Annotated in this window: 21 protein-coding genes and 2 pseudogenes; 11 read left to right on the forward strand and 12 right to left on the reverse strand. The window is 50.0% G+C overall.

Features of this window, described 5'->3' with window-relative positions:
* Nucleotides 1–50 precede the first annotated feature (50 nt).
* The 3 genes and pseudogenes from N4599_RS05870 (at nt 51) to N4599_RS05880 (ending at nt 2,715) form a co-directional block, all read left to right on the forward strand.
* Nucleotides 51–323 carry a DUF5758 domain-containing protein gene (locus N4599_RS05870; protein ID WP_224757958.1) on the forward strand — a complete coding sequence of 91 codons (273 nt, stop codon included), beginning with the start codon at nt 51–53 and terminating at the stop codon, nt 321–323.
* 40 nt (nt 324–363) lie between these two features.
* Nucleotides 364–1,545 (forward strand): MFS transporter, encoded by a 1,182-nt coding sequence (locus N4599_RS05875; protein ID WP_191363304.1) that lies wholly within the window; start codon nt 364–366, stop codon nt 1,543–1,545.
* A 460-nt stretch (nt 1,546–2,005) separates the two neighbouring features.
* Nucleotides 2,006–2,715: pseudogene (locus tag N4599_RS05880) on the forward strand (IS30 family transposase).
* 12 nt (nt 2,716–2,727) lie between these two features.
* On the opposite strand, the pseudogene N4599_RS09945 reads toward N4599_RS05880, so the two are convergent.
* The 3 genes and pseudogenes from N4599_RS09945 to N4599_RS05890 form a co-directional block, all read right to left on the reverse strand.
* Nucleotides 2,728–2,940, reverse strand: a pseudogene (locus tag N4599_RS09945) (helix-turn-helix domain-containing protein); the annotation flags it as partial.
* A 170-nt stretch (nt 2,941–3,110) separates the two neighbouring features.
* Nucleotides 3,111–4,412: an APC family permease gene (locus N4599_RS05885; RefSeq protein WP_191363305.1), complete on the reverse strand. Its 1,302-nt coding sequence runs from the start codon at nt 4,410–4,412 to the stop codon at nt 3,111–3,113.
* Nucleotides 4,405–5,136, reverse strand: a complete 732-nt coding sequence (locus N4599_RS05890) for a gamma-glutamyl-gamma-aminobutyrate hydrolase family protein (RefSeq protein ID WP_062812898.1) — start codon at nt 5,134–5,136, stop codon at nt 4,405–4,407. The genes N4599_RS05885 and N4599_RS05890 overlap by 8 nt, the downstream gene beginning before the upstream one ends.
* A 366-nt stretch (nt 5,137–5,502) precedes the next feature.
* Between N4599_RS05890 and N4599_RS05895 the strand changes: the two genes are divergently transcribed.
* The gene (locus N4599_RS05895) at nt 5,503–6,426 is read left to right on the forward strand and encodes an IS30 family transposase (RefSeq protein WP_260898419.1); all 924 of its coding nucleotides are present in this window, start codon (nt 5,503–5,505) and stop codon (nt 6,424–6,426) included.
* A 257-nt stretch (nt 6,427–6,683) separates the two neighbouring features.
* On the opposite strand, the gene N4599_RS05900 is transcribed toward N4599_RS05895, so the two are convergent.
* The 3 genes from N4599_RS05900 to N4599_RS05910 all read right to left on the reverse strand — a co-directional run bounded on the left by N4599_RS05900 (nt 6,684) and on the right by N4599_RS05910 (nt 8,697).
* Complete coding sequence (locus N4599_RS05900; RefSeq protein ID WP_260898421.1) at nt 6,684–7,142, reverse strand: hypothetical protein; 459 nt, start codon at nt 7,140–7,142, stop codon at nt 6,684–6,686.
* Nucleotides 7,139–7,546, reverse strand: a complete 408-nt coding sequence (locus N4599_RS05905) for a hypothetical protein (protein WP_003712455.1) — start codon at nt 7,544–7,546, stop codon at nt 7,139–7,141. Before N4599_RS05905 ends, N4599_RS05900 begins: the two co-directional genes overlap by 4 nt.
* Nucleotides 7,547–7,683: 137 nt before the next feature.
* Complete coding sequence (locus tag N4599_RS05910) at nt 7,684–8,697, reverse strand: lipoate--protein ligase (RefSeq protein WP_260898425.1); 1,014 nt, start codon at nt 8,695–8,697, stop codon at nt 7,684–7,686.
* A 246-nt stretch (nt 8,698–8,943) separates the two neighbouring features.
* On the opposite strand from N4599_RS05910, the gene N4599_RS05915 reads away from it, so the two are divergent.
* Nucleotides 8,944–9,414 carry a universal stress protein gene (locus N4599_RS05915; protein WP_062812894.1) on the forward strand — a complete coding sequence of 157 codons (471 nt, stop codon included), beginning with the start codon at nt 8,944–8,946 and terminating at the stop codon, nt 9,412–9,414.
* Between the two features lie 4 nt (nt 9,415–9,418).
* Nucleotides 9,419–11,359 carry an elongation factor G gene (locus N4599_RS05920; protein WP_260898426.1) on the forward strand — a complete coding sequence of 647 codons (1,941 nt, stop codon included), beginning with the start codon at nt 9,419–9,421 and terminating at the stop codon, nt 11,357–11,359.
* 284 nt (nt 11,360–11,643) lie between these two features.
* On the opposite strand, the gene N4599_RS05925 is transcribed toward N4599_RS05920, so the two are convergent.
* From N4599_RS05925 to N4599_RS05935, 3 genes are all read right to left on the reverse strand, one after another.
* On the reverse strand, nt 11,644–12,549 hold the full coding sequence (locus tag N4599_RS05925; RefSeq protein WP_191363311.1) for an ROK family protein: 906 nt from the start codon (nt 12,547–12,549) through the stop codon (nt 11,644–11,646).
* Between the two features lie 20 nt (nt 12,550–12,569).
* Nucleotides 12,570–13,922: a branched-chain amino acid transport system II carrier protein gene (brnQ, locus tag N4599_RS05930; RefSeq protein WP_428995871.1), complete on the reverse strand. Its 1,353-nt coding sequence runs from the start codon at nt 13,920–13,922 to the stop codon at nt 12,570–12,572.
* 257 nt (nt 13,923–14,179) lie between these two features.
* A complete protein-coding gene (locus tag N4599_RS05935) occupies nt 14,180–16,591 on the reverse strand; it encodes a phosphoketolase family protein (protein WP_062812890.1) in 2,412 nt (803 codons plus the stop codon).
* Between the two features lie 290 nt (nt 16,592–16,881).
* Between N4599_RS05935 and N4599_RS05940 the strand changes: the two genes are divergently transcribed.
* Complete coding sequence (locus N4599_RS05940; protein ID WP_191363313.1) at nt 16,882–17,997, forward strand: acyltransferase family protein; 1,116 nt, start codon at nt 16,882–16,884, stop codon at nt 17,995–17,997.
* Between the two features lie 20 nt (nt 17,998–18,017).
* On the opposite strand, the gene N4599_RS05945 is transcribed toward N4599_RS05940, so the two are convergent.
* The gene (locus N4599_RS05945) at nt 18,018–18,749 is read right to left on the reverse strand and encodes a GntR family transcriptional regulator (RefSeq protein ID WP_062812888.1); all 732 of its coding nucleotides are present in this window, start codon (nt 18,747–18,749) and stop codon (nt 18,018–18,020) included.
* A gap of 125 nt (nt 18,750–18,874) precedes the next feature.
* Here N4599_RS05945 and ybaK point away from each other — a divergent pair, with 125 nt between their 5' ends.
* On the forward strand, nt 18,875–19,393 hold the full coding sequence (ybaK, locus tag N4599_RS05950; protein ID WP_062812887.1) for a Cys-tRNA(Pro) deacylase: 519 nt from the start codon (nt 18,875–18,877) through the stop codon (nt 19,391–19,393).
* Nucleotides 19,394–19,493: 100 nt separating this feature from the next.
* A complete protein-coding gene (locus N4599_RS05955; RefSeq protein WP_062812886.1) occupies nt 19,494–20,927 on the forward strand; it encodes a C69 family dipeptidase in 1,434 nt (477 codons plus the stop codon).
* A gap of 54 nt (nt 20,928–20,981) precedes the next feature.
* On the opposite strand, the gene N4599_RS05960 is transcribed toward N4599_RS05955, so the two are convergent.
* Nucleotides 20,982–21,905, reverse strand: a complete 924-nt coding sequence (locus N4599_RS05960; RefSeq protein WP_191363314.1) for a hypothetical protein — start codon at nt 21,903–21,905, stop codon at nt 20,982–20,984.
* The gene (locus tag N4599_RS05965; protein ID WP_191363315.1) at nt 21,902–23,530 is read right to left on the reverse strand and encodes a bifunctional aspartate transaminase/aspartate 4-decarboxylase; all 1,629 of its coding nucleotides are present in this window, start codon (nt 23,528–23,530) and stop codon (nt 21,902–21,904) included. The genes N4599_RS05960 and N4599_RS05965 overlap by 4 nt, the downstream gene beginning before the upstream one ends.
* A gap of 139 nt (nt 23,531–23,669) precedes the next feature.
* Here N4599_RS05965 and N4599_RS05970 point away from each other — a divergent pair, with 139 nt between their 5' ends.
* Nucleotides 23,670–24,512: a TIM barrel protein gene (locus N4599_RS05970; RefSeq protein WP_191363316.1), complete on the forward strand. Its 843-nt coding sequence runs from the start codon at nt 23,670–23,672 to the stop codon at nt 24,510–24,512.
* Entirely contained in the window at nt 24,512–25,621 is a 1,110-nt protein-coding gene (locus N4599_RS05975; protein ID WP_191363317.1) for an AI-2E family transporter, read from the forward strand. The genes N4599_RS05970 and N4599_RS05975 overlap by 1 nt, the downstream gene beginning before the upstream one ends.
* Nucleotides 25,622–25,690: the final 69 nt, after the last annotated feature.

Below are 25,690 nucleotides of genomic sequence, written 5' to 3' on the forward strand. Positions count from 1 at the left end.
TAACGAATCCAAGTTAGCGTCCAGCCGACGCCAACTGAACGTCCGCGACCGTGCCCTCATGCCGGTATAACAAGGCGAAGGTCCTCAAGATCACTAACTTTGCCCAAGACGAGGAGTATACAGAAGCCTGGTCCCTGGTGGATGAAAACTTTGTCTACCGGCAGGGACAGTGGGTGACCGTTGATAACTTTAATGAAGACAGCTGGTGCGATTCCACAACCGGGATTCATTTTTGGATGACCCAGGAGGAAGCCAGACCTACTAATTTAATTAAAGCCAACTGGAATTTTATTCTTGATTACCAGTTGGCTTTTTACGTATAATGATTTGGTTATGGAAAAATTCAAACTAAGGAGGACTAATATGAAGTACCGTTTACAAGCAATTCTGTTCGTTTTTATTGCCTTTATGCTCGGCTGTAATGAATACATGATCGTCGGTGTCCTACCCGATATCGCCCATGAATACCACGATTCACTCTCTACCCTCGGCCTGTTGGTCACCGTCTTTGCCTTTGTCTACGCGGCCTTCACCCCTGTGATTACCTCGCTAGCCAACCGCTGGCGCCGGCACCACGTCCTCCTCTGGCTAATGGTTATTTTCCTGGTCGGCAACACCTGGACCGCGTTAGCCACCAACTTTGTTTCCCTGCTCCTCTCCCGGATCTTGACGGCGACGGTTGCCGGGGCAATCATTTCCCTGGTCCTGGTCATGGCTAGTTTCGTCGCGCCACACAACAAGCGGGCCAGCCTTGTTTCCTGGGTATTCGCCGGCTTTAGTATTGCCTCCGTCATCGGGATTCCGATTGGGACCATCATCAGCACTACCTTTTCCTGGCATGATAGTTTCTGGATGGTCACAATCATTACCGTCATCGCCTTTTTCTTTCTCTTTTGGCTGGTTCCCCGCGACACCCCGCAAGTCAAGAGCGGCTTGAAAAAGCAGTTCGTCTTGTTTAAGGACTACCGTGTCCTGTTGGGCGTCCTCTTTATCGTGGCGATTTGCGCGGCCGACTACACCATTTACACCTACATCCGGCCGCTGATCACCACCGGGATGGGCTTTGACAACACCTGGCTCAACTGGCTCCTGTTCGGAATGGGAATCTTCTTTATCATTGGGAACAAGTTTGGGGGCTTCCTGGCTGACCGCGGGGGTATCCACCGCCTGCCGATCATTTACGCCATCATGACGGTCCTCTACCTCGCGTTTGGTCCCCTGCTCAGCTTTAAGTGGTTCGCCATCCTGATTGTCGCCCTACTCTGTGTGGCCTTCTCCTGCTACGGGTCGTCCACCCAGCTGATGTTCTTAGACATTGCGGAAAAAGAGTACCCGCAGTCACTGGACCTGGCGTCCTCGCTCAATTCCATTTTTGCCAACATTGGCATCTCCCTCGGCTCCTTCACTGCCTCGCAGGCCGTCCAATTTACCGGGCTGACCCGGCTGGGCTACGTCGGTTCCATCTACGCTCTTCTCGCAACCATCTTGGTAATCGTGCTGAGCCGGAAGTACGCGGGGATGCGTAACCATCTGGGACCAATTTAGCACAAACTCCGGCACGCGCCGGATAGCTAAACGCCCTCCAAGACTCACTTCTAGCAAGTCTTGGAGGGCGTCTTTTTTCACCAGCCGACATCGCGGCCCTCATACAAAATTTATACAACGCAGAGTCCAAACACAACAAAGATTAATGCAATAAAGGAGAATAAGAAGTACCATTCGCGCATCATAATACCGCCTCCACTTCTATTTCTATCTTTATTGTAACCCCTTTCACAGAAAAATTACACCTATACAAAAAAGGTGGCAGAACTAACTGGTTTAGTTTTGTCCCCTCTCAGTCGACATACAGCAAGCCTATATGAACCAGCAGCCAGCTACTGTGCTGGGGCATTTTTTATTGTGGCAGATTGTAAAATTTAAGTTGAACATTTGAGTGGACAGAAAAACCCATAAAGGTCTTTAATGGTGTTGCTTAACTAAATCCATTGAAAGAAGAACCTTTATAGGCACCACTATCTTATCATTTTCAGACCGCGTTGTCATTGAAACACTTCATAATGAGAAACGTTCCTTGCAGTATATTGCTGACTACTTGGGCTTTAGTAAAACGACCATCTTTAATGAACTTCACCGACTAGATCTTGCTTACCAGATCATAGTATCCGTCGACATCGGGCTAAAGAAAAACGTGGTACCTTTAGTCATGGACGCTCGATTGAAGAACGTCCAGCAGATATCGAGACTCGCCAAGAATTCGGCCATTTTGAAGCTGATACAGCGCTCTCTGGTAAACGCAAAGGACAAGCCGTCGCTACTTTTGTGGAACGGAAGAGTCGCCTGACGATCGTTAAACGGCTCAATGGACGTGACAGTCAGTCAATGAAAGCTGCGATCGTCGAGTTAGCTCATCAGCTTAACGGTAAGCTCAAAACATTGACCGTTGACTATGGTAAAGAGTTTGCGGATTACCAGGCAATCGAAGCATTAACTGGCACTCAGCTTTACTTTGCCCATGCCTATTCACCACATGAACGAGGCAGTAACGAAAATCGCAATCGGGTTCTACGGCGATTTATTCCTAGAGGGAAACCAATTGAAGAGTTAAGTGATGATGAATTAGTTCAGATCAACTGGTACCTAAATTCACGCCCACTTAAATGTCTCAACTGGCATTCACCGATTGAGATCTTTTTGCTTAATCTGCGCCATTAAATTCGTTCAAGTTATTTCTTGCAATCTGCCAATTTGATACTGCTGAAGAATTGCTTGATTAGTATACTTGCCAGAAAGATAAGCTTTTACAGCAGTTAACTTAGTCTCTAATGAGTACTTCTGATTATGCTTAGGTCTAATTAATCCCGCCAATCCAGCGAGTAGGAATTGCTTAATCCACTTACTCATGTTTGCTGGTCGGACACCATGGTAATCGGAGTACACCGTTAAACCATAATCCGATTTCTGATAATCATGAAGTAATTTAAGCTTTTCAATAGTTGAATAACTTACAATGCAAAACACCCCCTAGGATTCACACTTTTATTATTTAAAGTGTCAACCCTAAGGGGTATTGTACGATGAGGCACTTCAAGTTTTCCCAGTCTTTTTTATCAACTAAAGTTTTCGTCCGCGTGCCGTCCTGTTAAGAAGTAGAACGGAATGGCGATGATTAAGGCACCAAAGCCCCAGATAAGGTTGGCACTAGGAGTGTTGAAGAGTAGCCAGCCAGAAATTAGTAAGGCGATCACAGGGATAACTGGTCCCAGTGGAACCTTAAATGGCCGTGCCACATCCTTCTTGGTATGACGGAAGACAATTACTGCTAGACAAGTAGGGATATATTGAATGAACCGTGAGATAGCTGAAATCATTGCTAACTTGGAGAAGGTACCACTGTATGCTAACAGCAGACCAATTACGGTTGAAATAATAATTGCGTTGTATGGTGCACCATAACGGTTCTTATTTGCGAGGAAACTTGGCATCATCTTGTGGTCAGCCAAGGCTTCACCAGAACGAGGGGTGATGAAGGAGGAGGCCACGGCAATCCCACCAATTGAAAGAAGGGTACCAACGCCAACTAATGCGCCACCCCAGGCACCAACCATCTTCGTCATTGCATCTTGGAGTGGGACAGTTGACTTAGTAAGACCTGAGCCAAGGACTCCGATGCAAGCAACCATGACCAGGAGGTAGATGACGACAACGGTTGCCATGGAGACCATCAAGGCACGTGGCAGGTTCCGCTTAGCATTCTTCATTTCACCGGCTGCAACTACCAAACCTTCAAATCCAGTAAAGACGTAAAAGAGAGTCAATGTTGCCTGGGCGAAATTAGCACTGCCGCTGTGGCCGGGGATGAAGAAGGGAGTGAAATTGGCAGGATGGAGGAAGAATAGCCCAAGTACCGCCACCATGATAATTGGAATTAATTTACCAACCGTCACAATGTTATTAAGAACGGCGGTAACCCGAACCCCCGCAATGTTTAGTCCCATCAGGAATAAGCCGATGATGGTTACGAGGATATTCTTGGCAAGGTTGTTATTAAGTGCTGGGAACATTCCGCCCAGTGCAGTTGCAAAACCAACATACAAGGTTGCTTCAGCAATAATCCGAACGACCCAGGTCATGAAACCAACTTCGTAACCAATAAAGTTACCAAAGGCGCCCCGGGCATAAAGATAGGGACCACCATTTTGTTTGTAAAGACCGGCACATTCTGCAAAACATAAGCCGATACAGAAAATTAGAAAACCATCGAAAAACAATGCTAGGATGCTGGCGGGACCGAATAATTTCATTCCCGAACTTGGTAGGAGGAAGATCCCACTACCGATGATCCCGTTGATCCCGAAAAGAACAATACTACCAAAGCCAAGTTTATGGCTTTGTACATCTACTTTAGCCATTTAAAAGCCCCCCTTTGATCCGGTCGATAAATGCAGTGAATAAGCGCTCTTGCTGGGGGCTACTTTGCCAGAGATTTTCCGGATGCCACTGAACAGCTTGAACTGAAGCATCATCATTTTCAATTGCTTCAATTACACCATCAGGCGCCTGAGCAACAGCCTTCAGCGAAGGGGCCACCTCCTTAACTGCTTGATGGTGGCGAGAGTTAACAAATGCAGTAGGACCGAGATCCTTACCTAGTTGGGAAGTAGGGTCAATCTTAACTTCATGAGTTGGCAAGTCTCCCTTAGTTCGTTGTGAATGTTGGAGGAGCCCGTCTCCTTCATATTCGCTTGGCAGGTCCTGGTAAATTGTTCCGCCAAGGGCAGCGTTGATTACCTGTGCACCCCGGCAAATGCCAAGTAATGGCAAGTGCTGTTCAGCGGCTGCCTTGACAACGGGAAATTCAAACGCATCACGTGGAGAATAGGTCGGTCCTAATTCAAGCGAAGGGTTCTCATGAAGAAATTCAGCAGCAATATCATGGCCACCAGGGATAATTAAACCGTCCAGGCCGGCTAAACTATCTTTCGCAAGTTTACCAGGGAGGATTGGCAGGATTATAGGCACCACATTGTTTTTTACTAAAACATCAACTAATGGTTTAGGGGCAAAGTGTGCCAGCTTTAAATTAATAATCGGAGTTTCGGTTAAATTTACATCGGCAGTAATTCCTATCTTCATTTTCTAATCACTCTCTAATCGTTTCGTAATATATAGTAATTATTAAAACACTGGTGAAACGATTAGTGCAAGAAGGAATCTTAGAAAACGTAGAATAATTACCTTTAATAATAGGAAGGTTAATAAATAAAGTTTGGCGCAAGGGGAATGATTAACAAAAAAAAGTATATGTTTGATCTATACCCCCATTCCAATCAAGTAATTTTCAATGTTTACTTTTCTGGGTAATATATAGATAACGATTAAATGAATACACGAAAGGATGAGGTAGATTGTAAAATTTAAGTTGAACATTTAAATGGACAGAAAAACCCATCAAGGTCTTTAATGGTGTTACCACACAATCCATTAGAAAGAAGGACCTTGATGAGCACCACTATTTTATCATTCCAGAACCGTGTTGTCATTGAAACACTTCATCATGAAAAGCACTCACTTCAATATATTGCCGATTATTTAGGCTTTAGTAAAACCACTATCTTTAATGAGGTTCATCGCTTAGCTGGTGAGTATCACGCAGTTAAGGCTCAAACTGACCATGAAGTTAAACTTAGTCATCGTGGTCGTAAAACCATCTTAACGACTAACCTAAAGCGATTGATTGAAGAAAAAATCAAGATTCAAAAATGGTCAATTGAACAAGTGGCTCATGTAGTTAGAATTACCTACAAAACCATCTATAACTGGATTGATCAGGGACTACTGGATATTAATGTGACTGATTTACCTGACCATGGTATTCGTCGCAAACGAGCTAAAGAAACCCGTGGTACTTTTAGTCATGGACGTTCCATCGAAGATCGTCCAACTGAAATTTCTGATCGTAATACTTCAGGTCACTTCGAAGCTGATACAGTTTTATCTGGAAAACGTAAAGGTCAAGCAGTAACTACGTTTGTCGAGCGTAAGAGTCGCCTTACTATCGTTAAACGGCTTGATGGACGAGATAGCACTTCAATGACTAATGCTATCCTTGAGTTAGCTAATCAATTAGGAACTAATCTCAAGACACTGACGGTTGATCACGGGAAAGAGTTCGCCAACTACCAATCAATTGAGAAAAATACCGGCGTGCCGTTGTACTTTGCACATGCTTATTCTCCGCATGAACGTGGTAGTAATGAGAATCGTAATCGAGTGTTACGGCGATTTATTCCTAAGGGTCAACCGATTGATGAGATTACCGATGATGAATTGATTCAAATTAACTGGTATTTGAATTCCCGACCACTTAAATGTCTCAATTGGCACTCACCTATTGAGATCTTTTTGCTTAATCTACATCAATAAAAGCGTTTAATTTATTTCTTGCAATCTGCCTTGTTTAAAACAAAAAAGACTGAGTTCATTCCCAGCCTCCCTTTGAGTGTCTTGATATTATCTCAGGTCAATTGCGATGTCCACTTCGCCATTAACCAGGCACCTCACAATCCGGTGAGTTAACGCGCCCCACTGTCAAAATGTCAATGGTAGCCATTTGGGTTGCTACCAGACCTCTCGACTCATCGCAAAGTCTATTATACCAAATCAACCGGAATTAACAAGCACTATGCCCGGTTCTCAGCAACGGCTGCCAGGTGCTCTGCTATCCATTCCTGCGCCCGTTCCACTAGGGCCGTAATGCTGCCGCCCTGGTCGGTATCATTTGCCAGCTCATCAATGCGCAGTCCTGATTTATTAACGTCGGCGCTTTCCATGACCATGTACAAGTTGACCGGGTATTCCGGCTCCTGGTCCAACAACTTCACATCTAAACGCTCTGCTTCCCCCATCGGGACGTTGATGAGGTTCGCCTCTAAGCGGACACTCACTGGATCGCCCTTTTTCATCTTAACGTCGAGATTATACTGGCCGAGATACCCCTTATCAAACTGGTCAAGCATAAACTGGATGGCCGCCTTTAGCGTCGTTTTTTGCTGGGCCTGGGCCGCTGTCTTCGCAACCGTTTCCTTTACGACCCGGTCACCCGTTACCTGTCCTAAATAATCGGCTACCGTCATCTTCATTTTTTCGCTTGCTCCTCCATTTTCTTAATCCGTGCCTGCGTGTATTCCGCCCGCTGCTTAATGCCATAGTAAATTCCCGCACAGCCCAAGAGAATCCCAATAATGCTGAGTCCTTGTACCAGAACCCCCGTTACTGTCATCCGGGAATCAATCGTTTGAAAGGTGGCTAAACTGGCAATCGCAAAGTAGAGGTTCACGAGAATGGTCGCATAGCCGCAAAAGCGCATCTTCAATAGGGCCAGACCGTTAACGATCACTGCCAGGATAATGAATACTAGCAGCCGCCCCCAAACTTCCGGGTCAGCCAAGGACTGCCCGTGTTGGAGAAACATAATGGCATCCAGTACCAGGGCGAACACCGCCGCTACCGACGTCACAACTATCACTTTATCAGAATTCTTCATCTCATTACCAACCTTCATTTAAAAACAAAAAGGAGTGCTTGCTGCACCCCGTTACGCAAATTCCGCGGGGCTGGATGAGTTTCACATAACTCACCCGCTTACACTCCCATTCTACTAAATTAATTAGGAAAGCTCAATTAGGCCAGCAAATCAGCAATCTCTGCCGTTGGAATTCCCGTAATGTACTGGGCAGTCCCGGCCTTTTCTAGCGCCGCCGCGATTGCATCCCGGTCATACTTGACCCCCTTGAGCTGGTCGGCCAGCTGCGTAACGTCCTGCGGGCCGAAGAAGTCACCGAAGAATTTCACGTTCTTGATGACGCCATCCTTAATATCCAGCCGGGCATCAATCGTTCCCATGTTAAAGTGTTTCCGGCGCTTCGTTGTAAATTCAGGGTTCTTGCCATAAACCCAGTCCCAGTTGTTGTAGTATTGCTCGTAGATCTTATCAATTTCCTTTTGATCCTCAGGAGTAACTACATACTGCTTATCCTTGATTTCTTCAAGGCTGTCGACATTAAACAGCCCCTTTAGGAGGTCGTCACGGAACGTTGGCACATCAATATCCTGGTATTCCTTTGCCAGGTACGGACGAAGGTTCGTTACCCGGGACCGCACCGACTTGATCCCCTTGGAGGCAATCTTATCCTGTGCTACGTGAAGGGCATCCGCAACAACGCTCAGGTCCACGTTCAACATCAGTGTCCCATGTGAGAAAGTCTTGCCGTTCTTGGAGTACATTGCGTTACCAGAAAACTTCTTCCCATCAACCAAAATGTCGTTCCGACCACTCACTTCGGCGGTCGTTGCCCCCATCTTGTGCAGGACATCCACGATTGGCTGGGTAAAGGATTTAAAGTCACCAAACTCTTCACTGTCGCTTGGCACCACGAAACTAAAGCAGAGGTTTCCCAAATCCTGGTAAACGGCCCCGCCACCAGATAGCCGCCGGGTCACCCGAATATTGTGCTCCTTAACGTAGTCCTGGTTAATCTCTTCCGCCGTGTTCTGGTTGCGGCCGACGATAATGCACGGTTCTTCATAGTAAAAAAGTACCAGTGGTTCCTGACCAAAATCCTTCTCGTTCATCAGATACTGTTCAGTCGCCAAGTTCATCCCGATATTGTGGGAAGTCATTGAAACATAACGCATTGTCCTACTCCTAACTTGTGAAAATCATAACAAAATTAGACTAAAACCTAAAATATGTCTTTTAAGTTTCTATGATTAGTTTATTCCTATTTGCAAACGTTTTCAAATAATAAGTAAGAATAAGCTGAAAAAAAACGGCGAAAAACCGTATAATAAGGGTAAAGCAAGAGCATGACGCTGCTTTCGCAACCTGCGGTGCTCTTCATCACGCTAACCACTTCCCACTGCAGTAAAGGAGTTTTTAATATGGCAGACAATTCGCAATACCAGAATATCCTGGTCGCTGTCGACGGTTCGAAGGCAACTGCCGGGGTCCTAGAGGCTGGCATCAAGGCCGCCCTCCGTAATAACGCCCACCTAGATATTTTAACGATCACCCAAGTCGACCAGCTCACTGATGGTTACAGTGATGCCGGTCCTTCTGATGACCAAACTTATAGCGTGGTTCACGCCACCCGCGGGCGGATGGATGACCTCAAGCAGAAGGCGCAAAACGCCGGGGTGACCGACGTCAGCATCCATATCCGGTTCGGTAATCCCAAGCGGGTCATCGCACGGGAATTTCCCGCCGACCACCATTCCGATTTGATTGTAATTGGCGCCTCGGGGCTTTCTGGCGTAGAACGGTTGATGATCGGTTCCGTCACCAATTACGTTAGCCGGACGGCCCACTGCGACGTCCTCGTCGTCCGGGCCACGGAAGGCTTCCAAAAGTAGAACGATGACTAAGCAGATTATTGGGGGCCTGGTTGCCCACGTAGATGCGGGAAAAACTACCCTGACAGAGGCATTACTCTACCAGGCTGGTCAGCTGCGGCAGCTCGGGCGCGTGGACAAGGGAAGTTCCTTCCTCGATCCCGACCAGCTGGAAAAGCAACGCGGGATCACGATTTTTACCCACCAGGCTGCCCTCGACTACCAGAAGCTCCACCTAACCCTCCTTGATACCCCAGGCCATATCGACTTTGCGGCCCAGACAGAGCAGGTTCTGCAGGTGCTTGATTATGCAGTCCTCGTTATTTCCGCCACCGACGGACTTCAAGGCTCCACGCGCACCCTCTGGGACCTGTTAGCGCAATACCACGTGCCAACCTTTATTTTTATTAATAAGACTGATAGTGTCGGCGCCGATGTCCCAGCAGTTATCAAACAGCTGCAAAGCTCATTATCAGCAGCCTGTGTTGACTTTACAGGCAAAACACCAACTACCGGCGCTACCGCCGAAGCAATCGCCATGAAAGATGATGCGGTCCTCGAAAGCTACTTGGCTAACGATTGCCTGACGAAGCAGCAGGTGCAAAGCCTGATCCAGCAGCGAAAACTTTTTCCGTGTTATGCCGGCTCCGCGTTAAAACTTACCGGCATCCAAGAACTGCTCGACGGTTTAGCACAGTGGACGGTCGAAACTCCTTCTACTGGTGACCAATTTGCTGCCCGGGTATTCAAAATTTCTCATGATGACCGCGGTAACAGGCTCAGTTGGGTGCGTGTCCTCAGCGGAAAGCTGGTTGCCAAAAGGGAAGTCCTCCCCGGTGAGAAAGCCGACCAACTGCGGGTTTACAACGGCAGTAAGTTTTCTATCCAGCAGTCGATTCCGGCCGGCGGCGTCTGTGCCATTACCGGCCTAACTTCCTCGTATCCCGGCCAGGGACTGGGTCAGGCCACAACCGCACCTCAGCCCCGACTGCAACCTGTACTCTCCTACGCGGTCAAAATCGACAATGATAATCCGCGGCCATACCTCGCGGCCCTGCGCGAACTAGCCGACGAGGAGCCCCAACTCAAGGTTGAGTGGCTGAGAGAGCTCCAAGAGGCGCGTGTTCAGCTGATGGGAACCGTTCAAAAAGAGGTTCTTGAACAGCTGCTAGCCCAACGGTACGGCCTCCAAGTTCAGTTTACTAACGGGCAGATCCTCTATCGCGAAACGATTGATCGTCCTGTGGAAGGAGTCGGACACTTTGAGCCGCTCCGGCACTATGCCGAAGTCCACCTGCGCTTAGAGCCTGCTCCCCGAGGAAGCGGGCTCACCTTCACCAGCCATTGCCGCGAAGACATCCTGAGTCATAACTGGCAGCAACAGGTCATGACCAGCCTGGGCGCCAAGGAACACCGCGGCGTTCTCATTGGGGCTCCCCTCACCGACGTTCAAATTACCCTGGTTGGCGGTAAGGGCAGCATCGTCCACTCCGTCGGCGGCGACTTTCGGGAGGCCACCTGGCGAGCTGTCCGCCAGGGGTTGATGGAGTTGCGGGCTCAAAAGGGGTGCGTCCTCTTAGAACCCTGGTACCACTATCGTTTAACCATCCCTCAGGAGGAAGTTGGGCGCGCGATTAACGACCTGCAGCAGATGGGTGCTGATTTTCAGCTCGCGGAGAGTAGTACCGGTCCGCTGACTACCATCACCGGCAGCGGACCCGTCGCCACAATGCGTGATTACGCCATTACCGTTCGTAATTATAGCCGTGGTCAAGGTCAGCTGGAGTGTGTCGTTGACGGCTACCGTCCGTGCCACAACGCTGCCGAGGTTATTACCGACCACCAATATGATCCGGTAGCGGACCTCCCCAATACACCAGATTCGGTTTTCTGCGCTCACGGTGCCGGCTACCCGGTCAAATGGGATCAGGTTCCTGCCATGGCCCACTTCCCATACCAAAAATAAGAGGCGCTTAGAGGCTGGGAATTAACTCAACCTCTTAACTATTTTATAGATTAATAATGTCTCAGCACAGTAGCTGGCTGGCAGGTCAAACGCTGATAAATCAGCGTTTGACCACCCCCAAATAGGCTTTCTGCGCGGCGTAGCCATCCTTCCTACAGGCTAGCTTTGCGTCGACGGAGGTTCCCAGAGGCTAGCTTCGCGTCGAAAGACAAACGCCCCAAATCAGCTTGCTGGTTAGCCGATTTGGGGTGTTTTTTCTCACTCTCTAAGCGCCTTACTCTATTCTACTTTTCCTCAAGCTGGAGGAGCAGGCCATATAGGGCCCCTAACAAGTTGGCCTCGTTGCCAAACTTGGCAGCTTGAATATCGGGCACCGCAATGTCGTCTTGCAAACGACGGTCACTCTCCTGGAGCAGCTTAAACTGGTGACGGATCTCACTGACAACTACCGGCTGAGCACTGATTCCACCACCAATTAAGATCCGCTCAAGGTCAACAACGGCTTGAACATTGATTAGCAGGACTGCCACCCGCCGGCAAAAGGCAGCAAAAATCTCCCAGGCTGGCGGAGTATGTCGGTTAATTTCTACAAATGCCCGGCGGCCATCCCTGGAATCTGGCAAGCCACAGGCTGCCGCCACCGCTGCAATCATTTTGACGGCCGACGTACTGGCCCCAACCGTCGCCTCGTGGGGGTCCAAGTGATCATAGTTGTTGACAATCGCACTGATTTCACCGGCCCGAAAATGAGGCCCGGCCAGGAGCTGACCATTAATCATCAGCCCTCCGCCAACCGAAGTTCCCAGGGTGACAACTGCTCCGTTGGCCACCGTCGTCAGGTTGCCTAGCCACATCTCCGCTAGGGTGGCGCAGTTGGCATCGTTGCCAACGTAGACCGGCAGTTCGGTTAACCGGCGCACATACTCTGCCAGGTTAAATTCGCCCATAAAACCAAGCGCCCCCGTAAACTCCACCTGCCCCGTAGTCGGGTTGACGATTCCAGGGACACTCACGCACACAGCATGAACATCCTGACTAGCGTGAATAAGCTGGGCAAGCGCCGCTAAAAAATCGTCCGCTCGCTGGGGCGTTGGCAACTGGTCCATCGCAATAATATTGCCGGAATGATCGATCCGGGCACTTTTGATGGCCGTTCCTCCAATATCGATACTTAAATAGTAACGTTGCACTTGCTCACTCTCCCCTCGCGTTATTTACCTGCATTATACCGCTGGTACTGCCGGACGGCCAAACCAATAGCTGTCCCGACAAGCGCAAAGGGCAGCCAAGCAAAACCCGTAGCAAAAAGTGGCAGATGCTGCTCTGCCCAACTGGTCAGTAAGCGGCTAACCGGCCATCCTTGCAAGGCTGACGGTACATTACCCACCAGGGCGAAGAAAGCGGGAATTACCGTTAGTCCCAGTGCCCACCGGTATACCACTGGAGCCCGGCCAAATAATGGCGAAGCAAGGGCTACGCAAATCAAAACGATTGCTAAGGGGTACAGGAACATCAGTACCGGCGTCGACCAGGTTACAATCTGATCCAAGCCAAGGTTGGCAATTGAAAAGGATAGCAGACAGTTCAAGCGCAAAAAAGTCTTATATGAAATCTGCGGGAAGCGCTGGTGGAAGTCCTGGGAAAAAGCAATCACTAACCCCATCGCCGTCGTCAGGCAGGTCACAGTTGCTAACGTCAATAAGAGTGCGTTGCCGAACGCCCCCAGGTAGTAATGAGCTACCTGGTTAAGGGTCGTTCCTCCGTTGGTCGCTAATGCAAACTGGTTCCTACTGGTGGTCCCGAGGTAAATCAGCCCCAGGTAGAGGACGCCGATCCCCAGAATACCGATAAATCCCCCCTTGGCCGTTGCTAGCGAGCGGGCCCGGTTATCGAAGCCCATTTGCTGGACGGCCGCGACGACGGTTACTCCAAAGATCAGCATCGCCAGAGCGTCCATAGTGTTATAGCCCTGTAAAAAGCCATTCGCAAGGGGTTGCGTTAAATAGTCGTTTGTGGGGTGCGGAGTGGATAATTTACCCATTGGCCGGGAAAAGGCCAGGAGGAACACCACCAGGAGCATTACCAGAAAGGCCGGGTTCAGGACCTTGCCAATAATCTCTGTCACCCTTCCGGACTTCACTGAAAAGAAGTAGGTCACCAGGAAAAAGGCCCCGGTAAACAAAGCCAACCCCAGCGACTGCATCTTCGCCAGCAGGGCCGGAGCAATACCAATTGCGTAGGGAACGGTGGCCGTCCGGGGGGTGGCACAAAGCGGCCCAATGGTGGCGTGAACCATTACCAAGAAAACCAGAGCAAACCAGTCACCGACCGGCCGGGCGAGGTCAAACAAGCCCCGGCTCCGGGTTACACTAAGCGCCAGGAGCGCTAGTAATGGCAGGAGGACCCCGGAACTAATAAAACCCGCCGCGGCCGGACCCCAGTTGGCTCCCGCCAGTTGGCCCAGATGGACTGGAAAGACCAGGTTTCCAGCCCCGAACAACATTCCAAAAACGAGTGAGCCAATCACCAGGTAGGTCCGGCCCCGTTGCCAGCGTACGTTCATCATCAATTCTCTCCTCGTCAATAATCCTATAAATTATACCGGGAATACGAAAAAGAGAGTGGGACAGAACTAGCTTAACTAGTTCGTCGTCCCACCTCCGCAAGGATGGCTAGGTTGGTCAAATGCTGATAAATCAGCGTTTGAACTGCCAGCCATCTACTGCGCTGTTGCATTTTTAACTTTAAAACAGTAAAGAGACTGAGTTAATTCCCAGTCTCCTTTATTTATTAAGTGTTTAATTAGCAATCAGGAGTTGATTACTTGAGACCCTTCCAAGTCCAGTTAGTAACTTCTGGTAAGTCCTTACCTTCTGAACGAATGTAGTGGTTGTGCTTGTTAATCATGTTGTCCATCTTGGCAACGAAAGCAGCAGCCTTTTGTTCGTAGCCAGGTACGTTTTGGATAGCGTCCTTAGCCAAGTGGAACCGGTCCAGTTCGTTCAATACACGCATGTCGAATGGAGTGGTGATGTCACCATTTTCTTCGTATGAGTGGATGTGAACGTTGCGGTTAGCACGGTCGAAGAACAGGGCTTGGATCATGTCACGGAAACCGTGCCATGCGAAGATCACTGGCTTGTCAGTAGTGAAGTATTGGTTGAACTCTGCATCAGTCAATCCTTCAGGGTTCTTGTCAGTGTTCATCAGCTTCATGATTTCCACAATGTTGATGTAACGAATCTTCAATTCTGGGAAGTTGTCGTGCAGAATGTCGATTGCGGCAAGAGCTTCTTCAGTAGGTTCAGTACCAGCTGAAGCAAAGACAACGTCAGGTTCGCTACCTTGGTCAGTAGAAGCCCAGTCGATGTAGCCAAGACCGTTGTCAACCAATTCAGTAGCTTCGTCAATGGAGAACCATTGTGCACGTGGGTGCTTGGAAGTTACGAAGATGTTGATGCATTCTTGGTCGTTGAAGGCCTTGTTGGATACAGCCATCAGGGAGTTAGTATCTGCTGGAAGGTATTCCTTAACAAGGTCTGGACGTTCCTTTTCGAACATGTGAGTCAACAGACCTGGATCTTGGTGAGTGTAACCGTTGTGATCTTGTTGGAAGACAGTTGAAGTATCAACAAAGTTCAATGCTGGGTACTGCTTACGCCAGTAAAGATCCTTTGCCTTCCGTAACCACTTCATGTGTTGAGTCAGCATGGAGTCAACAACCCGGCCGAATGATTCGTAAGTTGCGAAGAAACCGTGACGACCAGTCAGAGTGTAACCTTCAAGGAAACCTTCTGCTTGGTGTTCAGACAATTGAGAATCAATCATCCGACCTTGTGGTGCCAGGTTTTCATCGTTTGGTTCGTGGATATCTTCCATCCATTGACGCTTGTCATTGTCAAGGAATGCGTACAGACGGTTAGACTTAGATTCGTCAGGACCGAAACCACGGAAAGTATCTGGGTTCAGTTCTGCCATCTTGCTGAGGTACTTACCCCATTCCAGCATATCCTGCTTAACAACAGTACCGTGGTTTTGAACGTCAACGGCAAAGTCACGGTAGTTAGGCAAGATCAGCGGCTTAGGATCCTTACCACCATTAGTGATTGGGTTCATTGCCATCCGCTTGTCACCGTCAGGAGTGTTTTGTTCAACTAAGTCAACTGGGTGACCATTTTCGTCGAACAATTCTTCTGGCTTGTATGACTTCATCCAGTCAACCAGCATGTCCTTGTGTTCCATATCATCTTGTGATACCGGAATAGGAATCTGGTGAGCACGGAATGAGTTTTCGATTGGGTTACCATCAAGATCCTTAACTGGACCAGTCCAACCCTTAGGTGCACGGAAGATGATCATTGGCCATTGTGGCAGTGAATCATCGTTGTTTTCACGAGCGTTCTTTTGAATAGCCTTGATGTCTTCGATGGCCTTGTCCATCGTCTTAGCCATTTGTTCGTGAACATCCATGTGGTCCTTGTAACCATCGAATTCACCTTCACGGTCAGCTTCCTTGTAAGCGGAAACGAAGTATGGCTTCCAGCCCATTCCTTCGAAGTACTTAGTCAGTTCTTCATCACTCATCCGAGAAAGGATAGTTGGGTTAGAAATCTTGAAGCCGTTAACTTGGATGATTGGTAATACCGCACCATCCTTGATTGGGTTGATGAACTTGTCAGAGAACCATGAAGCAGCCAGTGGGCCAGTTTCAGCTTCCCCGTCACCGATTTCAACAGCGGCGATAACGTCTGGGTTATCTAAGATGGCACCAACACCGTGGGAAAGTGAGTAACCAAGTTCCCCACCTTCGTGGATTGAACCTGGAGTTTCAGGTGCGGCGTGTGATGCAGTACCACCAGGGAAGGAGAAGTGCTTGAACAACTTAGCCATCCCTGCAGCATCTTGGGTAATTTCTGGGTAAATCTCAGTGTATGAGCCATCCAAGTATGAGTTGTTAACCATAACTTGGCCACCGTGACCGGAACCTTCGATGTAGAACATGTCCAGGTCGTACTTCTTGATAACCCGGTTCAGGTGGGCGTAAATGAAGTTTTGTGGAACAATCGTACCCCAGTGACCAATTGGCTTTGGCTTAACGTCTTCAGCCTTCAATGGTTGACGTAACAGTGGGTTGCTCATCAAGAACAAAGTACCAACTGAAAGGTAGTTTGCTGCACGCCAATAAGCGTCAACACTTTCCAAGTATTGCTTGGAATCGTAATCTACTGCCATTCTAATAAACACTCCTTCTGAATAAATCAAATACGTTCGTGCTTCTAACAACTAACGTAAACCATTCAATTTACACCTTATATGATATACACTTTTTCTTTAAAGTCAACCTTTTTGAAAATTGATACGGTCCAATTATCAAATTTTAATCTTTTTTAGCCGTTCTTTAACTTCTGCTTATTGATAATAACCAGCTAAAAGCGCACTATAGCGGTCCCTAAACCCCACACTGCAGTCAGGGGTGTATACTAAAAAATGTAATATTAGCTAAAGATGGGAGCAAGGAGCAATTGGTAGAGTTAAACAGCCTGAACCGCGCGGATATCGGTGATTTTGAAAAACTTATGGCGGTAACGACGGTGATGACCCAGTCCGTCATCACCTTCCTCCTGCCGGCCACTCACGCAATCGGTCAGCAGTTTTTCCTGGGTGGAATCTATGAACTCATTAAGTTCAGCGCCCCCGCTTTCATCTTTGGAATTGTGTACTCAACCGTCCGTACCCATCCCGATGCCCACCTCCGCGATTACCCACACTTTATGCTCAACCGCTGGCACATCCTATTCGTACCGTCAATTTTATGGACGACTGTTTACCTGCTGGTGCTGCCACAGTTGCAGCAGCACCAGCACTACCACAACTGGGCGAGCTTTGCCTGGCAGTTCATTAACGGGAACGCGGCACCCCACCTGTGGTACAACGTGATGATGCTGCAATTTATCATCATCATGCCCCTCTTTTGGTGGCTCGCCTGCCTGGTTCACCACCAGCCGGCCCGTGGCTGCTTGCTCTTTTCGCTGGCCCTGCTCTTTGAAATCTGCTGGCACCTGCTATATGAGCGGGTCGTTTTTCACGGCTATCAGGCCCAGCACTGGTACCTGCTTGACCGGGTCTTCCCGAGCTTCATTATTTTTGCCGTCGGTGGAGTTCTCACGCACGTATTTGCAACCAAGCTACGCCCATTTATGGCTCGGCACTGGCTGGCCCAACTGGTCCTCTGGCTATTCTTCTTGTATATCGTTACCGCTGACTTCTTTCGTTACGGCTATCCGGTTCGCTTGACCAACGCCCCTTACTACCTGCCGTCGATGATTTTTTATAATCTCTCCACGATCGGCCTGATTGCCACCCTGCTCGGCCACCTGCAAAAGTTCCGCAACCAGTGGCTCCCCTTCATCCATTGGTTTGCGCTCTATGCCCACCGCGCCTTTCTTGGTCACATTTTCTGGCTCTACTGGCTCTGGCAGGCCAGCCGGCGGTTCTTGCCGTGGCTGCCGCTCGAGCTGACCCTCCCCCTGCTGGTCATCCTTACCGTAATCTGCTCCTTTGCCTTTGCCTACGGTGCCCACCGGACCTGGTCAGGAATCAAGCGCGCCTGTGGACACCGCCAAATCAAAAACGGCTGAGAGCACGCTCCCAACCGCTGTTAGCCTTCCTGGTCCAGGTTGATAAAAGTACTATACCGCATATAACGGTAGTGAATCCGCATACTGGAAACCTCAAATGGGGTTCCGTCGTCAAGGAAAAAGACCCCATCCATTACCGCAACCGGCTCCGTTGGTTTCAACTCCAACAGTTTTTGGTCGTCAGCTGTCGATGGTGACACACTGATGGTCGTAAAGGACTTGGTGACCCGTTTGCCCTTGGTATCCTCTAAGTAGTTGAAAATCGAACTGTTAACCACGGCCGGGGAAAGGGTCGGCACGATCTTAATCGGAATAAAGCCAGTCTCAATCATAAAGGGCTGGTCGTCAATCAAGCGCAGTCGTTTAATCTGGTAAACAAAGTCGGTGTTGCTGAGAAAAAGCTCTTCCTGGATGTCCGCGTTGGCTGGGACAACCTGGTAGTCAAGCAGCCGGATGCTCTGCTTCTTACCGTCTAGCTGGAAACTGTCGGTAATCCCGAGATTACTGCCTTCGTAGTGGAAGAGGGATTGATTTTTGAGGTAGAGGGGGTTAATGAAGGTCCCCGACCCCCGTTTTTTAAAGATAATCCCCTGCTGGGCCAGGATGCCGAGCGCGCGTTTGATGGAGCTCCGGCTTACCCCATAGGTTTCACTCAGGCTCCGTTCGTCAGGCAGGCGCATCCCCGCATACTGATTTTTCAAGATTTTTTGTTTTATATCGCGCATTACAGAGCGGTATACTAAATCTGCCATGTTTTTAGCTCCTCAGATTTATTTCCTGTGCTGTTATATTCATTACTAGTATAACAGACCTATTTTTAATTGGGACCTTTTTATAAAAGATTGGTCCGTTCCATTATTTCGAAAGGAATCTTATTATGAGTAAAAAGAACAAAAAAAGCAAATTAAAAAAGACCCAAGTCGAACAAATCCTCGATAAAAACAAAATCGCCTACCAGCAAGCTGAGTTCCCTACCCACCAGGATGGGGACGTCCGCACAATGACGGTGGATCACACCGGGATTGATGAGCATACCATCTATAAGACCCTAGTCCTGACCGGAAACGCCACCGGCCCGCTCGTCGGAGTCATCCCCGTTGATACCCACCTCGATGAAAAAAAGCTGGCGAAGGTTTCCGGTAACAAAAAGGTCAACATGGTCCCGTTGAAGAACCTGCTCAAGACTACCGGTTACGTCCACGGGGCCAACACCCCGGTCGGTATTTACGAAAAGTTCCAATACCCGATCTTTATCGACCAGTCAGCCCGGGAGCAGGGGAACATCTACGTTTCATCCGGCAAAATCGGCCGGTCAGTACAGCTCAATGCTGAAGACCTCGCCCAGCTTGTCCACGCAGAATTCGCCGACTTGCAGCAGGCCCATTTCAACGGTTAGTTACGGGGAGTAATGTTTGACCAGATCATTGCTAAACCTTAAAATAATAGTATAGGAAACGCTTTTGTTCATCAGGTTTGTAGAAAGGTCTGAATACGTAATGAAGAAAAACTTATCTGCTTGCACTACCGTTCTTGTTGGTAAAAATGCCAGCATTGACGGGTCGACGATGGCTGCCCGTAATGACGACACCTTTGGCCCACTGAACCCAATGCGGCTGGTTGTCTACCCGGCCTACCGCAACCACCCTAACCAGGTCAAGGCTTACCTCAACCACTGTGTCGTCGACCGTCCAGCTGATGGCTACAGCTACCAGGGGACGCCGAACGTCGATTACAAGAACCAGGGGATTTTTGACGAAAGCGGCTTTAACTCCCAAAATGTCGGCATGAGCGCGACTGAAAGTGTTTACGCCAACGAGCGGGTCCTTTCGTTTGACCCCCTGAACACCGAATCCGGGATTAACGAGGACCTCATCGTTGCCACCACCCTTCCCTTCATCAACAGTGCTAAGGAAGGGGTTAGCTACCTGGGTGGCCTGATCAAGAAGTACGGTTCTGCTGAAGGAAACGGGGTCATCTTCAGTGACAAAAATGATATTTGGTACATGGAGATCGTCACCGGGCACCACTGGGTTGCCCAGCGGATTCCAGATGATGCCTACGCCGTCACCGGAAACCGGGTTGCCATCCAACAGGTCGACTTTAGCGACCCTGACAACTTTATGTGGTCGGAAGGAATCCAGGAGTTCGTTGAACAGCACCACCTGAACCCGGACAAGCACGGCTGGAATTTCCGCCATATTTTCGGTACCGCTAACTTCTTCGACCAGCACTACAACACTCCCCGCCAGTGGTACGGGCACAAAATTCTAAACCCAACAGTTGAGATGGACCCACTGGACTTTGACCTGCCGTTCATCATGCGGAGCGACCGGAAGCTGACCCTGGAAGATGTCGAACAGGTATTAAGCAGCCACTACCAGAGCACCCCTTACGACCCACTGGGCAGGGGGACGGACGAAGAAAAGCACCTCTTCCGGCCAATCTCGTTGAACCGGACCCAAAACTCCCACGTCCTGCAAGTTCGCAACGACCTGCCTGAAGCAGCCTCGACCATTATGTGGATGTGCTTCGGGGTACCAACCTTTACCCCATACGTTCCGTTCTTCGGTCAGGCCCAGGACATGGACGAAAGCTACCGGGAAACCCCAATGGAACTGAATATGGATCTCAAGAGCGCCTACTGGATGTACCGCGCCCTGTCGATGATCGTGGAGGCTCACCACGCTGAATTTGCTCAACAGGATCTCGACTACCTCAAAGACTGCCGGGAATACCTTTACCGGTGGGTCAACACCGTCGCCCCACAAGTTGCTGGCAAGGACAGCAGTGAGGTCAGCGCCTTCCTGAGCGCCGAAAGCCACAAGATGGTTGCAGAACTAGCCAAGCGGACCAAGGACCTGATGGCGAAGTTGATTATGCACGGCCTGGAGCTTTCCAAGCTGACCTTCATTATGGATAAGAACCTTTAATTTCATCCGTACCCCAAAAAACTCCCCCTCGTTGAACAACGAGGGGGAGTTTTTTCATATCATCAATAGGCAACAACTGACTAATACCGCAGCTAATAAAAGTGCACCCAAACACCGGTAACGCAACTGGTGCTTCCTGGCTAACCCGTACTGGTACTGCAGCCGGTACCGTTGCAGGGCGGCTAGTACGCCGGTAGTCAGCTCGGCGACGAGGATGCTAACGGCCACGCAGGCACCAACAGCTCCCGTCGGTTCACCATTCCACCGCCAAACCAACAGCGGTACCCCTAAAACCAGGCAAAACAATCCTGCCGCAAGCTGACACCCTAGGATCATCTGGTAGCCAGCACTCAGCCGGGCCGGTACCGGAGTCAGTAAACGGTCGCGGTTACGCCACTGACAGTAAAGCAGGACGCCAAGGGCCACCGCATTCGCCAGCACGACCAGCCGCGCGGCACCTCCGAACGGCGCCAAGACCGGTGGAAAGATAATTGCCGTCACCAGCAAGGCGGCCGGCATCAGCCATAGCGATAGGCGGTCACGGTCACCGGCGGGCGTTGTCCAGGACCAGCGTTGCCAGAGATAAATCCCCAGCCCCGCCTGACCACAGTTCAGGAGCAGAAAGACGGACTGCCAGCCAGCTAGTTTATCTGGTAGGAGAATCGCGCGCGGCTGGCCCCAGGCAAGAACGGTCGAACAACTCAGCACCAACGCATAGGCAAGAATCGCCCAATTGTCACGCAGCTGATTAACGGTCGGCCGTTGGTATAAGATTACGAGATTATAAATATTGGCGAGGATCACGACCGCCGACAAGAGCAAGACGGACTCTTGAACATCATCCCCAGTTGCCAGCGGTCGGCCCAGTGCGTGGGCCACACTGGCAATGACCAGCCAACTCACCGTCCAGGCTAACGGCAACTGTGGCGCTAATATCAACGGTCGCCTTGTACTTTGCTTTTCCAACTGCTTACTCACTTCTTATTTTTCTTTTTAAATACCTGGTAGTACTCATCTACCAGGTCAAGGATGGCCCGCGCAAGTTTCCGGTAGTCAGCCTTCTCAAGGTTCGCCAACGAAACCCGGACGTTTCCCTTTTCCGCGCCAAACGCCGTCGCATCCATTACCACGGCCCCAAATTCAGTTGCCAGCCGGTAAGTAAAGTCCAAGTAGTTGTAGTTGTCCTTGAAGTACTGGCAGAATTCCTTCCCGTGCCGCTGGCGCATGAGGTCAAAGATGTCGACCAGGGTGTAATAGCGGGTGTTTTCTGGTGTCTCATCGGGCTGGATGCCAAGGCCATGCCAAAATTCATGGTAACGGGCCGCAACAACTTCCCGTGACAATTGGACATACGGGCTTAGCCCCGCGTCCTTGAGGTTCGAGAGGGCAAACATGTCCATCATTACCTGTTGGGGCGATGAGAGACCCGCAGTGTGGTAAAGGCCGATTGCCCGACTATCAGCAACCATCCGGTCAATAAATTTCATCTTGTACGGGTCGGGCACCACGATTGAGTACCGGCGCTCATCTAATTCCCTTAGGCGGCGGTTTTGCAGGTTTTCTTGGATAATCCGGTCACAGACATTCTGGTGGTGCATGCAGACCACACCAAGTCGCTGCCCGGTCGCGCCATACAGTTTCGAGAATGAGTACACTAGGATGGTGTTGTGGGGCGCCACCGCGAAAATCGACTGGTAGCTTGGCGAAAAGGTTCCGTACACATCGTCAGTGATGATTACCAAGTCGGGGTTTGCCTTAATAACTTCCTTAAACTTTGCTAGCCGTTCAGGCGTGAATGCCCGGGCCGTCGGGTTGGTCGGGTTGACCGCGAAGAAGGCCTTGACCCGTGGATCCTTGAGCTGTTCAAATTGTTCATCAGTCATCTGCCAGTTATTCTCGCGTTTGGTCGTGACCGTCTTGATCCGCAGGTTGTATTCGCTCAGTTCTGGGATTTGCAGGTACGGGGTAAAGATGGACGAATTAACAACGACCGTATCGCCGGGATACAGCACGTGGGCGTAGTGCAGTTCCTGGAAAATATAGACCATCGCTGCCGTGCCGCCCTCCGTTGGGAAAATATCAACATCCTGTGCCATTTGAACATCCTTGAAGCAGACCTTCTGCAGGTACCGTTGCAGGACCTTTTCAGTGTAGGTCAAGCAGCGAGGCGGGTAAGGATAGTGATCGCCAAGGGCACCGTCAACCAGTTCGTAGACGAAGGCATCCTTATCCTTAATTGCCAGCTGGCTGATTGCCGCGTCAATCACCGTCCGTAGGAAAATATCCCGCCGCGAGGATTTCAGGGCAATCATCAGGCGCTGGTAAATGCCCTCCTTTTGAACATCACCAGCCATCCCCCGCGGGTCAAAATAGGTCCGTTCTGCTTCGGTGACCCCAAACTCTAGCAGGCGGGAATAGGCCAGCCGGGCTGTCGTGGCAATCCAGTTTGGGTTCCCCCGGCCGCCATTGACGACCTCGTTGCCCCGCAGGTTATGCTGAGCATACTTGTTAAAAATCGCTGCTACTTCAAAGTTAGAAAGCTGGTCGAGGTTGCTGACCTGTGAGTCGTCGACCTGGTTAAAAATATTCATATCTGCCGTCATTGTTCTATCCCTCCGCTCACAAACTATGATTCCCATCTCCAAACGCCTTCATTATAACAAAGCTCCCCGTTTTTTATCACCCCAGTTAAAATCTGCTATGATAGTAGCAGTAATCACGGTATGTAAAGGAGTTTTATCCATGTTTCAGCCCCAACTCGGTTTAAAAGGCAGCAGCAGCCGTGAACAGATTGACGACCGTCTGCGCTACCAACCACAAGTCTACGAATTTTTTACCGCTGCTAATGACTTTACGCCGGAGGGTTACCAGCACCTTCGGGAGGCAATCCAGTACGTCCAATCTCGGGGCGTCCGTCACATCGTCCTCCACCACCCAATGAGCTTTGGCGAGTACCATGCCGATGTCGTTGCGCCCGAAAAGGATTATCCAGAATTGTACCGTTTCATTGAGGAAACGACCACGCAGCTGCTCCGCCTCGCTGATGACTTGGACGTCCAAGTGCTGGTTCACGGTGGCTACGCTGGCCCAACCGTCGAGCACATGGTGGCACTGTACCCGTCCGTCCAAGCAGCCCGGGACGCCGTTTACCAGCGGCTGGACCGTTTTGCCCGGGCAGGCGGTGACCACATTATGTTTGAAAACTCGATTGCACCAGTATTTGCGTACGGTGACCCCGCTCAGGAAGACGAAATCCTGGCCCACCATTACCGGCTAGCGTTTGATACTTCCCATTGCTTTATTGAGCTGCATGGGGACAATCAAGGGTTGCAAGCATCACTTAGTCACCTGGCACCCGACGTTGTTCACTACCACCTCGTCGATTCTCTGGGGCAAACGCACGATAGCTTGACGCTGGGGACCGGCAAAATTGACTGGGCTGGCGTCCTCCCCCGGATGAATCCCCAGGCAAGCAGCATCTATGAAATCAACCTGCATGACCAGGGCAACTGCCAAGAACAGCTTGCCAGCCATGCCTACCTAAGCCGCCTAGCCGCCCAGCTGACCAAACAGGAGGACCGCTAATGAAAAAGTACGTCAACCGTCAGCACGTTTCCCTAGCGCTGGCGCTCTTCGCCCTCTACCTGGCAATCGTGTTTTGGCCCCACTTCGCTAAATGGTGTACGACGATTTTTGCGGCCATGACACCCCTCCTCACCGGCGCCGTGATTGCCTACATTGTCAACCTGCTTTTACGCAAGTATGAACAGCTTTACCGCCGGTTATTCAAGAGCCCCCGTGCAAAGAAATTCCAGCGTCTCTGGGGAATCGTTCTCTCCTACCTGTCGATTTTCTTGATTTTAGCCATCGTCATCCGACTGATCATCCCCGAACTGATCAGCTGTGTTCAGCTACTAATTAACAACCACAGCAAGGTGATTACAAGGTTTATTACGGCCTTCGAACACAACAGCAACCTCCAGGAAGTCTTCAAGCAATTTGACGTGCGGCATTTGAGCTGGTCCAAAGCCGAGAAGGTCCTTTCCTACGGCTTCAGCGGCACTGTTAAAGCCCTTATGTCTACCGCCTCGTCAGTCGTTTCCGTGGCGACCACCTCCATCGTGGCCTTTTTCTTCTCCATTTACCTGCTGATTTATAAGGAAATGCTGGCCCGCCAGTGTACCCGCCTGATTGACGCTTACCTGGGCAGGATCAAAAGGCCGCTGATGTACGTCATCAGGACTTTTGACAATTGTTACAGCAACTACATTGCCGGGCAGTGCAAGGACGCTGCCATCTTAGGAATCGCCTGTTTTATCGGTATGTCCATTCTCCGGATGCCATACGCGACAATGATTGGGGTCGTGACCGCCATCGGTGCACTTATTCCAATCATCGGGGCCATTTTAGGCGCCAGTATCGGGGTCGTGCTCATCTTTGCCGTCTCGCCACTGAAAGCCGGTATCTTTCTTATCTTTATCATCGTCCTGCAACAGCTGGACAACCGGATAACCTATCCGCTGGTGGTCGGCAAGAGTATTGGCTTACCGAGCGTCTGGGTCTTTGCCGCGGTCATTATCGGTGGCAGCATTTCCGGAATCCTTGGCATGATGCTGACGGTTCCCCTCTTTGCTGCCCTTTACCAGATCATCGCTACCGACGTCGGCAAGCGTGAGCGCCCCGGGCAAGAGTAGGCGATCAACTTCACTGCATATAACAAACGGCTTCTGTAATGCGGAAAAGCGCATTGCAGAAGCCGTTAT

It is taken from the genome of Limosilactobacillus oris (assembly GCF_025311495.1).
Classification (GTDB): Bacteria; Bacillota; Bacilli; order Lactobacillales; family Lactobacillaceae; genus Limosilactobacillus; species Limosilactobacillus oris_A.

What these genes read in the sequence shown, in the direction of transcription:
- N4599_RS05915 (WP_062812894.1), top strand. Translation starts at nt 8,944, where the DNA reads ATGGCAGACAATTCGCAATACCAGAATATCCTGGTCGCTGTCGACGGT.
- N4599_RS05955 (WP_062812886.1), top strand. Translation starts at nt 19,494, where the DNA reads ATGAAGAAAAACTTATCTGCTTGCACTACCGTTCTTGTTGGTAAAAAT.
- N4599_RS05945 (WP_062812888.1), bottom strand. Translation starts at nt 18,749, where the DNA reads ATGGCAGATTTAGTATACCGCTCTGTAATGCGCGATATAAAACAAAAA.
- N4599_RS05890 (WP_062812898.1), bottom strand. Translation starts at nt 5,136, where the DNA reads ATGAAGATAGGAATTACTGCCGATGTAAATTTAACCGAAACTCCGATT.
- N4599_RS05900 (WP_260898421.1), bottom strand. Translation starts at nt 7,142, where the DNA reads ATGAAGATGACGGTAGCCGATTATTTAGGACAGGTAACGGGTGACCGG.
- N4599_RS05895 (WP_260898419.1), top strand. Translation starts at nt 5,503, where the DNA reads ATGAGCACCACTATTTTATCATTCCAGAACCGTGTTGTCATTGAAACA.
- N4599_RS05975 (WP_191363317.1), top strand. Translation starts at nt 24,512, where the DNA reads ATGAAAAAGTACGTCAACCGTCAGCACGTTTCCCTAGCGCTGGCGCTC.
- N4599_RS05935 (WP_062812890.1), bottom strand. Translation starts at nt 16,591, where the DNA reads ATGGCAGTAGATTACGATTCCAAGCAATACTTGGAAAGTGTTGACGCT.
- N4599_RS05875 (WP_191363304.1), top strand. Translation starts at nt 364, where the DNA reads ATGAAGTACCGTTTACAAGCAATTCTGTTCGTTTTTATTGCCTTTATG.
- N4599_RS05910 (WP_260898425.1), bottom strand. Translation starts at nt 8,697, where the DNA reads ATGCGTTATGTTTCAATGACTTCCCACAATATCGGGATGAACTTGGCG.
- brnQ (WP_428995871.1), bottom strand. Translation starts at nt 13,922, where the DNA reads ATGAACGTACGCTGGCAACGGGGCCGGACCTACCTGGTGATTGGCTCA.
- N4599_RS05885 (WP_191363305.1), bottom strand. Translation starts at nt 4,412, where the DNA reads ATGGCTAAAGTAGATGTACAAAGCCATAAACTTGGCTTTGGTAGTATT.
- N4599_RS05965 (WP_191363315.1), bottom strand. Translation starts at nt 23,530, where the DNA reads ATGACGGCAGATATGAATATTTTTAACCAGGTCGACGACTCACAGGTC.
- ybaK (WP_062812887.1), top strand. Translation starts at nt 18,875, where the DNA reads ATGAGTAAAAAGAACAAAAAAAGCAAATTAAAAAAGACCCAAGTCGAA.
- N4599_RS05970 (WP_191363316.1), top strand. Translation starts at nt 23,670, where the DNA reads ATGTTTCAGCCCCAACTCGGTTTAAAAGGCAGCAGCAGCCGTGAACAG.
- N4599_RS05905 (WP_003712455.1), bottom strand. Translation starts at nt 7,546, where the DNA reads ATGAAGAATTCTGATAAAGTGATAGTTGTGACGTCGGTAGCGGCGGTG.
- N4599_RS05920 (WP_260898426.1), top strand. Translation starts at nt 9,419, where the DNA reads ATGACTAAGCAGATTATTGGGGGCCTGGTTGCCCACGTAGATGCGGGA.